Raw genomic sequence first — 11,615 nt, 5'->3', positions numbered from 1 at the left:
CGATGTGCAAAAATTCACCCGTCGCCAAGATGTCGAGCAACGGATTTGCAGGCTCGATAGTGACGCTCACAGTACCAGCGTCATGGGTTGCGGCGTTCTCGGCAAAACCGATTCGGTATGGTCTGATACGCCCACGGTTTCAAAAGCTGCGAGCAGCGACACCAGTTGCTCGGTGCCTAGGATTAGCAGAGGAAATCCGGCGGCGTCATATCTGTACGGGATGCTGATATAGCGATACAGCATCACGCACGAGTAGCCCATGGTGACTGCTAACCACAGATTCGGCGCTCAACAAAGTCTGGCTACATCAGGCAATTGCAGGCGGGCCGCCTAGAAAGCGGAGAGCTGGAAATGCGAAGCGACTGGCCTACTGGCTCCCTGCATTGGCCTTGACTGGACGGCGCTGCCGCCCAGTCCAAGTTCAATGGGCGGCCAGGTCCTCGGGCGCATCGACCAACATCGCGGTTTTTACCAGCCGCTGCACCGTCTGCCTGGCCTGCATCGGCAGTTCCTCCGATTGCGCTGCAAGTTCATCTGCTTCCATGGCTTGTGTGGCCACCAGCCGAGCGGCAAGATGCAGGTTCGTCGGGCCGGCCGCCTCGATGGCTGGGCGCTTGCCCAGGGCATCGTATGGCCGTAGGAGCGCATGGTAGATGTACCAGGTGTCGATGCCGCGCGGCACCTGCTTCAGGATGGCCTGAATCAGCTTGCGCCTGATGGGGTCGAGCTGCCAGTCCGGAACGCGCTGCCCACGGTGGCCCATTTGGATCGACAGGAGATTGCCGGCCTGAATCTCGTAGGTGATCCAGCGGCGGGACTTGCCAACCAGCTTGGCGTAATCGGCCACCGACAGGTTGTGAGGCGCCTCGAACATCTCCAGCAATTGCAACCGCTCGCGCTGCACCTCAGACAGCCTGGGCCGCGCGTACTCAGGCAGATGCACCGCAGAAAGCCGGTGCACGGAAGCCGGAACCGCTTGCGCATCCGGTGTGGGAGCAACGATCAACTGGGGGGTGTTGGGGTTCAGGACAGGGGGATGCGCGGCCGCCTGCCCGGCAATCGTGGGCAGGCCCTGCAGCGTGATGGTCAGGTGCGTGCTGGCAACTTCGACCTGATTCTGCTCGAACAAATCCAGACGATCCGCCCAGTCCTGCATCATGACGCGGCGCTGCTCGACGTACTCGGCGTGGTTGTATGTCGCGCTGGTTTTGTCCGGGTCGGCATGCGAGAGTTGGGCATCCACCCACTTGGGCGGATACCCCAATTCATTGAGCGCAGTCGAGATGGTGGCGCGAATACCGTGCCCAGTGAGCTGGTCTTCATATCCCATACGCTTGAGCGCGCCATTGAGCGTGTTTTCGCTGAGAGGGCTTTTGAGGCACCAATCACCGGGGATAAGATAGACCTGCGCTGGCTTGAAATTTCTCAGCAGATGCCGAGCGATTTCCTGCGCCTGCAACGACAGCGGCACGATGTACGGCGGGATATCGCTGAAACGCTGGCGCTTCTTCTTGGTGAGCTGCTTGCGTTGCTTGAGCCTGACTACCGGGACGATCCACAGGCCGCGGTCGAGATCGAACTGGTCAGGGGTGGCGTAGCGCAGTTCACCGGTCCGCACGCCCGTAAGCAGCAGCAGCCGCAGGCCCAGTTGCGTGTTGAGGCGACCGCGGTACTTGCGCAGCGTCTGCAACATTGTCGGCAGCTCGGGCATGCGCAGGAAGGGATTGTTCTCCACCGGCGGCAGCGGCATCGCCACCACATCCAGATCCTTCGATGGGTTCTCGCCCATGTTGGGCACCACCACCGTGGCGTAGGTGAAAAGCTGGGTGAACCAGGTGCGCAGCTTCTCGGCGACCGACAGCGAACCGCGCTTTTCCACTCTGCCGATGATGTCCAGTAAATGGGCGCGAGTGACGTCGTAGATGGTCAGGTGGCGCAGCATGGGAAACACGTCCTTCGCAAAGACGCGCCCGATCTGCTTCGGGGTGCTCTGCCGGCCTTCATCCTCCAGGGAGAGGCTACGGTGGGCCAGCCATTTGTCATATACAGCTTTGAAGGTGTGCTCGCCCGCCAGGACGATCACATGGCGCTTGCGTTTGCGTTCAGAGTGCGGATTGATGTCTTTTGCCAACAGCGCCCGGGCCTCGTCACGCAAGTCACGGGCCTGTTTCAGGGATATTGCGGGGTAGCCGCCAAAGGTGATGCGCTCGCGCTTACCTAGCCAGGAATAGCGGTAGTGCCACACCTTGCTGCCGATGGCGGAAACGTAAAGGTAGAGGCCGTCGAAATCGGCAAGCGAATACGGCTTACCGGTGGCCTTGGCTTGCCGAGCCATGAGATCAGAAAGCATGTGTCCAACTCCAGAAAGCGAGTTGGATGCCATGGTTCCCGTCTAACCCCGGCTCCTCCAGCAACAATGCGGATTGGGAACCCCGCACATTGTTTTGGGCCACTTTTTGTACCAGTTTGGGCTGGCAGTGAGTGGATTTCGCTGGATGTCAGTGGATCGAGGTCGGCTAAAAATCCTCAATCCTGACAATGACTTACGACGTTCCTTGGAGTCCCGTGGAAGTCCCTGGAAAGTCGAAGTGGAGCGGGCGATGGGAATCGAACCCACGTCTTGAGCTTGGGAAGCTCAGGTCCTACCATTGAACGACGCCCGCATTTTCCAAGCCCTTGAATTGGCTGGATTTTTCGCACTGGGTGCTTTATAGCGCCAGGAATTCTAGCGTAACTTTTGTACCTGCTATACAAGTTGAAAGTCGATCGGAACGCCCGATCAACCAGTCCTCAAACCCAAGGCAAATACTGAGTTTGGCACGTCGCGCGATGGAAGCTGAGTTTCCCTGGCACGGTAAGGGCGTGCCTGAGAGAGTCGCGCCATCGCGGCAGGAGAGCCTGCATTGTCGACGCCGGTTCCCTGCTGTGCGAGCAAGTCGGCGACGGTAATGGATTGAAGGTACTCCATGATGCGCGAATGGAAGCTGGCCCACAGGTCCGCGGTCATGTCGTCGGGAGATGGGCGGGTGGTGGCATCGCTGGCCTTGTCATTGGCGTGGGCCATGTATTTCTCTGAGGCCATGACGATCTCCGCAACCGACAGGCTTTGCGGTGGGCGCGTCAGCATATAGCCGCCACCGGGCCCGCGAACGCTGTGGACGAGCCCCGCGCGGCGCAGCGCGCTAAAGATGTCTTCCAGGTAGGACAGGGAGATACCCTGCCGGACGCTGATGCCGGGGAGGGCCACGGGGCGGCCATGGGAGTGCAGCGCCACGTCGGTGATGGCGGTGACGGCGAGCTTGCCTCGGGTGGTTAAACGCATGGGGTGCTCCGGGTGAAAGTGGTTGATTGCCCTGAGTGGGGTGTGCCAGGGCGGCGAAAGCAGTGTTGCGGATGCGCCAGGCTGCCCTGGTGGCGGGCGCCATGGGATGCGGAGTGGATCCCCGCCATTCCAGCCAGACGCCAGGGATGCGCAGGGCGGCTCTAGGCGCGGTGCGGCATGCGGCCCGTCCGTGGCCGTTTGGGTTGCTTTTTCAGCCGGGGAGACGAGGGCGCCGTGGTCATCGCCGTGGGGCAATGAAACGGCGTGTGGCCGGAACCCGCGTCAAAGAGCCCGATGCTCTGCTCGTCCGGCAGGTCCTGGTTGGTGTCTGCAAGACTGCACTCATACCCATCGGTGATGGCTTGTTCTGCCGTGGCAGTCTGCTGGGCCTGAAGGGCGGGGATGTGCTGATGCACCAAGGCGGTCTGGATTGACCGTGCGTTTGCCTGCGGTGAGAGCGGCGCCGCAGGCGTCTTGCCAAAAGCGGACGCACCCAGGCCCAACAGGAAGTGGAGGGTGAAAACCGCAATCAACCATCTCGGCATGATGGGCAAATTATAGAGGCGGGGTTTTTGCCCGGGTCCGTCGGCGTGCATAAAGCCGCTAAGATGGCGCGTCATGCAAGCCAGTCCAGCCTCTCTTGTAACCCAGGATCAGCCCCAGGCCCCCTGGGGCTGGGCCAAGCATTTTCGCATGCCGGTCTATAAGCCGGGCACCCGCGTCAGGCGGTCTGGCAGCTGGGAAACGGTGAGTTACGTATCGCTGCGCCGCAACGATCTTGCGGTCTATCTTGTCGGCCACGCAGAGCCTTTCGACCCCATGGATCTGGAACTCGAGCCTACGGTGTTCACCACCGTGCGTGTGCCCGGGCGATATTGACGGCCCCTTTACTGTGACGGGCTGTTTGCCCTTCCTCCGGGCCGCTGTGCCATGGCTTCGCCCAGGCGTACCGGGTGCGCAGCCGCCCAGTTCGGGTTGAATTCCACCGCCCCGTTTTGAAACAGCAGCACGATGGTGGAGCCGAGCAGAAAGCGCCCCATTTCCTCGCCCTGGCGCAGTGTGATCTGCTGGCCTTGGTAGTCCCAGCGGCGCGGCTGTCCCGTGCGTGGCGGGTTGACCTGGCCGTGCCATACGGTAGCCATGCTGCCCACGATGGTGGCACCCACCAGCACCAGCCCCATGGGGCCCAGCGGGGTTTCGAACAGGCATACCACGCGCTCGTTGCGTGCAAACAGCCCGGGCACGCCGCGTGCCGTCGTGGGGTTCACCGAGAACAGGGCGCCCGGCACATGCTCCATGCGCAGCAGGCGGCCATCGCAGGGCATGTGGATGCGGTGGTAGTCGCGCGGGCTCAGATAGATGGTGGCGGATTGCCCGTCCTGGAATTGAGCGGCCAGCTGTGCGTCTCCACCCAGCAGGGCGGTCGTGGAGTAGCGGTGCCCCTTGGCCTGGAAGATCTGGTCGCGTTCTATGGGGCCCAGCTGGCTCACGGCGCCATCCACCGGGCAGATGGCGGCTGCATCGGCCAGCGGACGCAGGCCGGGACGCAGCGCTCGCGTGAAGAAGTCGTTGAAGCTGAGGTAGCTGGCAATGTCCGGTTCGGCCGCCTCGCTCATGTCTACCCGGTAGCGCGCGACGAAGCGGCGTATGGCCGCCGTTGTCAGCCCGCCCGCGCGGGCTGACGCCAACCGTCCGGCGAGGGAGGTGAGCAACTGTTTGGGGAGCAGATACTGGGGTAGTACGGCGAGACGGTCAGACACGTAGCGGCAATCCTGGCAAAAAAGCCGGGCCATTCTATATAGATAGAGGGAATGGGCGATTCCCCTGCCGTTCGCACGAAGGCCTGCACGGCGCAATAACCATGTGCGTCCATTGTGGGTGCGTTGCGCGGATAATGCGCGGCCTTTTGCGCGGCACGGACCATCGTCTCGGGTGTGCCGGCGCGGCGCGTGTCGTGTCCTCATGTCTTTGCTCCCAACCCCCAACTCCGGCCCAGCGCCCCATGTGGCAGAGGCATCAGGGCCACTGACCCGGCGTGCCCTGGCGTGGCTGCGCCTTTTCATGCCGGCACGCGTGCGCATCAACCAGCGCGAGCGCCTGCGCATGGTGTCGGGCATCGTCCTGAGCGTGGCCGTTGTGGCGGTTTTCGCCCATTGGTTTGGCGCGGCCTCTCCAATGCCATGGATGATGGCGTCCTTGGGGTCGAGCGCTGTGCTCATCATCTCCTTGCCCTCCAGCCCCCTGGCGCAGCCATGGCCGGTGCTGGCGGGCAGTGCGCTGTCGTATCTGGTGGGCGTGGCCTGCGCAGCGCTGGTGCCCAGCCTGTCGCTGGCCTGCGGCCTTGCAGTGGGGTTGGCGGTGATGGTGATGCTGGCGCTGCGCTGCCTGCATCCTCCCGGGGGTGCCATGGCCCTGTTTGCCGTGCTGCATCCGCAGGAGGCCACAGTCATGGCAGTGGCGCCAGTGCTGCTCAATGTGCTGGTGCTGGTGCTGGCGGGCATGGCCTTCAACCGCCTGACGGGCCGCGGCTACCCTCATGCGCAGGTGCGCAAAGCCACGGCGCCCAAAGATTCCGGCGCCTTCACGTCGGCCGACCTGGACGCAGCGCTGTCGCACTACAACCAGGTGCTGGACGTAAGCCGCGACGATCTGGAGGGCCTGCTGCACCTGGCGGGCAAGGCCGCATTCCAACGCACGCTGGGCGGCCTGCGCTGCAGGCAGATCATGTCTATGCCCGTGCATGCAGTGGCGGCCGATACGCCGCTGCAGGAGGCCTGGGCACTCATGCGCAAGCATGCGATCAAGGCGCTGCCCGTGGTGGACGCGCAGCGCGTGGTGGTGGGCATAGTCACCATGGCGGACTTCATGCGCCTGGCCAATCTGGAGGTGCACGAGGGCATGGGCCAGCGTCTGCGCTCCCTCATCATGGGCCGGCCCAAACGGCCCGATCAGGTGCAGGGCTTGATGTCGTCGCCGGTGCTGCAGGTACAGGCGGAGCAGCATGTCATGGACCTTGTGCCGTTGTTTTCCGAGGCGGGCCACCACCATATTCCCGTGGTGGACGAGGCAAGGCAGCTGGTCGGCATCATCACGCAGTCGGATTTGGTGAAGGCGCTGGCGGCAGCGGTGGCGCGGTCTTAGACTGTACTCATGGCCTGTACGATCCCACGGTATCGCAGTATAATTATAGGTTTAATGCACAGCGCTACGCCTGTCCATTGAAGCCGCCTTCCCTGGCCTGTCGACCTTCTGCACCCCGGGTGCAACGTCACTTCCCTGCATTGCTCCGTGCCTCGAGTCCGCAAAGGAGCCGATGTGGTCCTCGGTGGTGGACGCATGGATTTCACGGACGCCGCCACAGACATTTGTTATCTAGAGACGACCACACATGGCCAAAGAAGAACTGATCGAGATGCAGGGAAGCGTCACCGAAGTCCTGCCGGACTCGCGTTTTCGCGTAACCCTGGACAACGGGCACCAGCTCATTGCCTATACCGGTGGCAAGATGCGCAAGCACCACATTCGCATCCTCGCCGGCGACAAGGTGTCGCTGGAGATGTCGCCCTACGACCTGACCAAGGGCCGTATCACTTTCCGCCACCTTGCCGGCCGCGGCCCGGGGCCGGGCACGTCTTCGGGCAACCGCTGAGCGGTGCAAATAACGCGCCATTCGCCTGGGTGGCGTGGTTTGGCGGGTTAGAATGCCAGCTGTCGGAGCGTAGCGCAGCCTGGTAGCGCATCTGCTTTGGGAGCAGAGGGTCGCGAGTTCGAATCCCGCCGCTCCGACCAATCGATTCGAAGGGGTTGCGCCTGGGGCGCAGCCCCTTTTTTGCTTGAGGCAGCTCTCGCACCTCCTCCCACGCCACACGGGTATCGGCGGCCTTCTTGTAGCGTTCGCGCTTCGCCGAGGGAGATGGAGCGGATGTCGCGTGCGAGACGTGGCCGGATAATCCGCTTCGCGTCGGGCGGCCTGCCTGCCTGAATTGCCTGCCATACTACGTGCACGGCAGGAGGAGGGGAGGCCACTGTTGCATCAGGAATCGCCAGCGTCACATGATCTGGCCAGGCGCGCACTTGACGCGCTGTTGACCACCGAACGTCATCAACGCATACGCCTGACGATGACGGTCATGGCGGCGCTGCTGATGCTGTGCTGCATCGCAGCAATGCAGCTGATGGCAGCGGCAGGCCTGGCGAAGGCCGGGCCTGTGCATTGGTTGTCTCTGGTCAGTGCTGCGGGCTTGGTTGCCGTATATGTGCTGATTCGCAGCGGCTATAGCCAGCGCTGGGAAGATCCTGCGCTCACGCTGTTCCAGATCGGTTCTGCCATTCTCTGTACTGCCGTGGCCTATGTGATCATGGGTGCGGCGCGCGGCATTGTGCTGCCCATTCTGGCGGTCATCTTGTTTTTTGGGATGTTCGGCCTGACGCCACGGCAGATGCTGGCCGTGCTGTTGTATGGCTCGACGGTGTTCGGCATTGCCCTGGCGGTCGTGCAGTGGTCTCCTGTGTATGGCGGTCAGCCATTGGCGCTGACGGTGGCTTACATGATGATGATCGTCGTGGTGCTGGTCAGCTGTACGTTTCTCAATTTGCGAGTGCTTGCCGCGCGCAAGAAAAGAAACGAGTTGGCCCAGGCGGTTGCCAGCGAACGCGAGCGGGCCATTCGCGACGAGCTCACAGGCCTGCACAACCGCCGTTTCATGCTGGAGATGATGCATCTCGAGGGTGCACGGGCTCAGCGCAACCAAGAACCTTTGCTGGTCGCGCAACTGGATCTGGACCACTTCAAAGTCGTCAACGACACGCATGGCCATGCAGCGGGGGACCTGGCTTTGTGCGCTTTTGCCCGCACTGTGACTGAATGCATACGGGCAACCGATATCTTGGCTCGCTGGGGCGGTGAAGAATTTGTTCTGCTGATGACCAACACCACTGTAGAGAATGGGGCGCGCCTGCTGGAGCGGGTGCGGGCGACGGTGCAGGCATCGCCGGTAGTGCTGGCGACCGGTGCGGCCATACACCTGACCGTTTCTGTCGGCGCAGCTCAGCTGCAGGCGCTCCAGGAAATACCCATCGGATTGCTGCGCCGGGCAGATGCAGCCCTCTACACGGCCAAGGCCCTGGGGCGCAACCGTGTGGCGTGGGCGGATGATCTGGTAACGGATCCATCGGCAATCGAGGCTTGACTCCCGGTGCTGGCATTGTCTTGCCATGGGGCGTATCCACATCGGAGGGCTGGGTGAGGGGGGCCGGTCTTGGGGCGGCCGCGCGCTACGACCTGTTGGACGCGTGGCGCGGCTTCGCCATGCTGTGGATGACGGTGTTTCATTTCTGCTTCGACCTCAGCCACTTCGGCTACTGGCCGCAGGATTTCCGCGCCGACCCTTTGTGGACGGTGCAGCGCACGCTGATCGTCAGCCTGTTTCTGCTGTGCGCGGGCCTGGGCCAGGCGGTGGCATGGCGGCAAGGGGTGGGCTGGGAGCGTTTCTTCCGGCGCTGGGGCCGGATCGTCGGCTGCGCGCTGCTGGTGACTGCGGGCTCTTACGCCATGTTTCCGCGCAGCTTCATTTATTTCGGGGTGCTGCATGGCATGGCGCTCATGCTGCTCTTGGTTCGCCTGACGGCGGGCTGGGGGCGCTGGCTCTGGCCCGCGGGCCTGCTGGCCGTGGCCTCGCCCTGGCTCGCGGCGTGGGCGCTGGAGGGGCCGCTGGCGGGCTGGGCAGGGTATTTCAATGGCCGCGCCCTGAACTGGCTGGGCTGGGTGTCCCGCAAGCCCTTCACCGAGGACTACGTGCCCGTGTTCCCCTGGCTTGGCGTGATGTGGTGGGGCATGGCCTGCGGGCAGTGGCTGCTGGCCCGGCGCACATCCTGGATTGCCGGGCCCCTGCTGCGCGCTGCGGCGCCGCTGGCGGTTCTGGGGCGTTACAGCCTGGGCTACTACATGCTGCACCAGCCGGTCATGATCGGCGCCTTGATGCTCTGGGGCTGGCTTGTGCGGTCGTAGATCCGTGCGTTATTGAGCAGCGGTTTTTGCGGATCGCTGGTCCACGGCCTCGCGCAGGGCCTTGCCGGGCTTGAAGTGCGGCACGCGCTTTTCGGGGATGTGCACGGCCTCGCCGCTGCGCGGGTTGCGGCCCATGCGGGGAGGGCGATGGCTCACCGAGAAACTGCCAAAGCCACGGATTTCGATGCGGTGCCCGCGCACCAGGGCGTCGCTCACGGCATCCAGGATGGTCTTGACGGCATATTCGGCATCGCGCTGCGTGAGCTGGCCAAAGCGTGCGGCCAGTTCTTCGACGAGGTCAGATCGGGTCATGGGTCAGCAACAAATATGCGGTGGGTGATGTGACGGCGGGCGCCCAGGGCGCCCGCCGTTGTGGGCCGCCACCCTGGAGGGCGGCGGCGACCGGGTCGATGCCTTTGCAGGCCCCGGCGATTACTTGTCGGAGCTGTCCAGCTTGGCGCGCAGCAGGGCGCCCAGGCTGGTCGTACCGGCATTTTCCTTGGCGGACTGGGCCGACAGGTGGGCCATGGCTTCCTGCTGGTCGGCCTGGTCCTTGGCCTTGATCGACAGCTGGATGTTGCGGGTCTTGCGGTCCACGTTGACCACCACGGCTGTCACTTCGTCGCCTTCCTTGAGCACGTTGCGGGCGTCTTCCACGCGGTCGCGGGAGATTTCCGAGGCGCGCAGGTAGCCCACGATGTCATTGCCCAGGTCGATCTCGGCGCCGCGGGCGTCCACGGTCTTGACCTTGCCGCTCACCGTCTGGCCCTTGTCGTTCACCGTCACGAAGGTGGTGAACGGGTCGCCGTCGAGCTGCTTGATGCCCAGGGAGATGCGCTCGCGGTCCACGTCCACGGCCAGCACGATGGCCTCGACTTCCTGGCCCTTCTTGTAGTTGCGCACGGCGGATTCGCCGGGCTCGTTCCAGGACAGGTCGGACAGGTGCACCAGGCCGTCGATGCCGGCAGCCAGGCCCACGAACACGCCGAAGTCGGTGATGGACTTGATCGGGCCCTTGACGCGGTCGCCGCGCTTGGTGTTCTGCGCGAATTCCTGCCAGGGGTTGGCGCGGCATTGCTTCATGCCCAGGCTGATGCGGCGCTTGTCTTCGTCGATCTCGAGGACCATGACCTCGACCTCGTCGCCCAGCGACACGAGCTTGTTGGGGGCCACGTTCTTGTTGGTCCAGTCCATTTCGGAGACGTGCACCAGGCCTTCGATGCCGGGCTCCAACTCGACGAACGCGCCGTAGTCGGCGATGTTCGTGACTTTGCCGAACAGGCGCGTGCCCGAGGGGTAGCGGCGCGACACGCCCATCCAGGGATCGTCGCCCATTTGCTTGAGGCCCAGGCTGACGCGGTTCTTCTCGGTGTCGAACTTGAGGATCTTGGCGGTGATTTCCTGGCCGGCCTGCACCACCTCGGACGGATGGCGCACGCGGCGCCATGCCATGTCGGTGATGTGCAGCAGGCCGTCGATGCCGCCCAGGTCCACGAACGCACCGTATTCGGTGATGTTCTTGACCACGCCGTTGACGATGGCGCCTTCCTTGAGCGTTTCCATGAGCTTGGCGCGCTCTTCGCCCATCGAGGCCTCGACCACGGCGCGGCGGCTCAGCACCACGTTGTTGCGCTTGCGGTCGAGCTTGATGACCTTGAATTCGAGGGTCTTGTTCTCGTAGGGGGTCAGGTCCTTGACGGGGCGCGTGTCGATCAGCGAGCCGGGCAGGAAGGCGCGGATGCCGTTGACGAGCACGGTGAGGCCGCCCTTGACCTTGCCGCTGGTGGTGCCGGTGACGAACTCGCCGGACTCCAGGGCCTTTTCCAGCGACAGCCAGGAGGCCAGGCGCTTGGCGGTGTCGCGCGAGAGGATGGTGTCGCCGTAGCCGTTTTCGATGGAGCCGATGGCCACGGACACGAAGTCGCCCACCTGGACTTCGATATCGCCCTGGTCGTTCTTGAATTCGTCGATCGGCACGTAGGCTTCGGACTTCAGGCCAGCGTTCACGACGACGAAGTTGTGCTCAACGCGCACGACTTCGGCGGTGATGACCTCGCCCGGGCGCATTTCGGTGCGCTGCAGCGATTCTTCAAACAGGGCGGCAAAAGATTCAGACATGTATTTCCTTGCCCGCAGACGGGTTTCCGGCAGCACCATTGCCACCGTTTCTAAGACTGCCTGCGGAGGGGGGGCGGTTTGAGGCCGCGGTTCGGGTTGCAACAACCGCAAGGCCGGTGCGCTGTCGGGGCGCGGAGGGAGCCTTGCGGGGCCTGTGCCGGCCCTTGG

The 11,615-nt window shown here is 63.5% G+C and carries 12 protein-coding genes and 2 tRNA genes; 6 read left to right on the top strand and 8 right to left on the bottom strand.

Annotated features, from left to right (window positions below; translation table 11 throughout):
* Positions 1-66: 66 nt before the first annotated feature.
* The 5 genes from ACX12L_RS09295 to ACX12L_RS09275 form a co-directional block, all read right to left on the bottom strand.
* On the bottom strand, positions 67-261 hold the full coding sequence (locus ACX12L_RS09295) for a hypothetical protein (protein ID WP_172206854.1): 195 nt from the start codon (positions 259-261) through the stop codon (positions 67-69).
* A gap of 160 nt (positions 262-421) precedes the next feature.
* Positions 422-2,350, bottom strand: coding sequence for a tyrosine-type recombinase/integrase (locus ACX12L_RS09290; RefSeq protein ID WP_172206853.1), 1,929 nt, complete (start codon positions 2,348-2,350; stop codon positions 422-424).
* A 239-nt stretch (positions 2,351-2,589) separates the two neighbouring features.
* Positions 2,590-2,663, bottom strand: a tRNA-Gly gene (locus ACX12L_RS09285).
* A gap of 116 nt (positions 2,664-2,779) precedes the next feature.
* Entirely contained in the window at positions 2,780-3,322 is a 543-nt protein-coding gene (locus ACX12L_RS09280; RefSeq protein ID WP_459262366.1) for an Rrf2 family transcriptional regulator, read from the bottom strand.
* A 161-nt stretch (positions 3,323-3,483) separates the two neighbouring features.
* Positions 3,484-3,942 carry a hypothetical protein gene (locus ACX12L_RS09275; protein WP_459262365.1) on the bottom strand — a complete coding sequence of 153 codons (459 nt, stop codon included), beginning with the start codon at positions 3,940-3,942 and terminating at the stop codon, positions 3,484-3,486.
* Between the two features lie 73 nt (positions 3,943-4,015).
* On the opposite strand from ACX12L_RS09275, the gene ACX12L_RS09270 reads away from it, so the two are divergent.
* A complete protein-coding gene (locus ACX12L_RS09270; protein WP_459262364.1) occupies positions 4,016-4,201 on the top strand; it encodes a hypothetical protein in 186 nt (61 codons plus the stop codon).
* A gap of 8 nt (positions 4,202-4,209) precedes the next feature.
* Here ACX12L_RS09270 and asd read toward each other — a convergent pair whose 3' ends face one another.
* Complete coding sequence (gene asd, locus ACX12L_RS09265) at positions 4,210-5,082, bottom strand: archaetidylserine decarboxylase (RefSeq protein ID WP_459262363.1); 873 nt, start codon at positions 5,080-5,082, stop codon at positions 4,210-4,212.
* A 202-nt stretch (positions 5,083-5,284) separates the two neighbouring features.
* Between asd and ACX12L_RS09260 the strand changes: the two genes are divergently transcribed.
* From ACX12L_RS09260 to ACX12L_RS09240, 5 genes are all read left to right on the top strand, one after another.
* The gene (locus ACX12L_RS09260) at positions 5,285-6,463 is read left to right on the top strand and encodes an HPP family protein (RefSeq protein ID WP_459262362.1); all 1,179 of its coding nucleotides are present in this window, start codon (positions 5,285-5,287) and stop codon (positions 6,461-6,463) included.
* Between the two features lie 247 nt (positions 6,464-6,710).
* Positions 6,711-6,971 carry a translation initiation factor IF-1 gene (infA, locus tag ACX12L_RS09255; RefSeq protein ID WP_013518693.1) on the top strand — a complete coding sequence of 87 codons (261 nt, stop codon included), beginning with the start codon at positions 6,711-6,713 and terminating at the stop codon, positions 6,969-6,971.
* 63 nt (positions 6,972-7,034) lie between these two features.
* A tRNA-Pro gene (locus ACX12L_RS09250) sits at positions 7,035-7,111 on the top strand.
* A 296-nt stretch (positions 7,112-7,407) separates the two neighbouring features.
* Positions 7,408-8,511, top strand: coding sequence for a GGDEF domain-containing protein (locus ACX12L_RS09245; protein WP_459262361.1), 1,104 nt, complete (start codon positions 7,408-7,410; stop codon positions 8,509-8,511).
* A gap of 53 nt (positions 8,512-8,564) precedes the next feature.
* Entirely contained in the window at positions 8,565-9,329 is a 765-nt protein-coding gene (locus tag ACX12L_RS09240) for a heparan-alpha-glucosaminide N-acetyltransferase (RefSeq protein WP_459262360.1), read from the top strand.
* A gap of 9 nt (positions 9,330-9,338) precedes the next feature.
* Here the strand turns inward: ACX12L_RS09240 and ACX12L_RS09235 are convergent, their stop codons facing one another.
* Both ACX12L_RS09235 and rpsA read right to left on the bottom strand, forming a co-directional pair.
* Entirely contained in the window at positions 9,339-9,641 is a 303-nt protein-coding gene (locus ACX12L_RS09235; RefSeq protein WP_013518696.1) for an integration host factor subunit beta, read from the bottom strand.
* 120 nt (positions 9,642-9,761) lie between these two features.
* A complete protein-coding gene (gene rpsA, locus ACX12L_RS09230) occupies positions 9,762-11,492 on the bottom strand; it encodes a 30S ribosomal protein S1 (RefSeq protein ID WP_459262359.1) in 1,731 nt (576 codons plus the stop codon).
* Positions 11,493-11,615: the final 123 nt, after the last annotated feature.

Source organism: Alicycliphilus sp. T452, assembly GCF_054512775.1.
The sequence above is the reverse complement of the archived record's forward strand: the minus strand, read 5'-3'. Positions and strand labels throughout refer to the sequence as shown.

Bases quoted from the DNA above. Each gene is read 5' to 3' on its own strand.
- ACX12L_RS09275 (WP_459262365.1), bottom strand. From the start codon at position 3,942: ATGACGCGCCATCTTAGCGGCTTTATGCACGCCGACGGACCCGGGCAA.
- ACX12L_RS09290 (WP_172206853.1), bottom strand. From the start codon at position 2,350: ATGCTTTCTGATCTCATGGCTCGGCAAGCCAAGGCCACCGGTAAGCCG.
- ACX12L_RS09260 (WP_459262362.1), top strand. From the start codon at position 5,285: ATGTCTTTGCTCCCAACCCCCAACTCCGGCCCAGCGCCCCATGTGGCA.
- infA (WP_013518693.1), top strand. From the start codon at position 6,711: ATGGCCAAAGAAGAACTGATCGAGATGCAGGGAAGCGTCACCGAAGTC.
- ACX12L_RS09295 (WP_172206854.1), bottom strand. From the start codon at position 261: ATGGGCTACTCGTGCGTGATGCTGTATCGCTATATCAGCATCCCGTAC.
- ACX12L_RS09280 (WP_459262366.1), bottom strand. From the start codon at position 3,322: ATGCGTTTAACCACCCGAGGCAAGCTCGCCGTCACCGCCATCACCGAC.
- ACX12L_RS09270 (WP_459262364.1), top strand. From the start codon at position 4,016: ATGCCGGTCTATAAGCCGGGCACCCGCGTCAGGCGGTCTGGCAGCTGG.
- ACX12L_RS09235 (WP_013518696.1), bottom strand. From the start codon at position 9,641: ATGACCCGATCTGACCTCGTCGAAGAACTGGCCGCACGCTTTGGCCAG.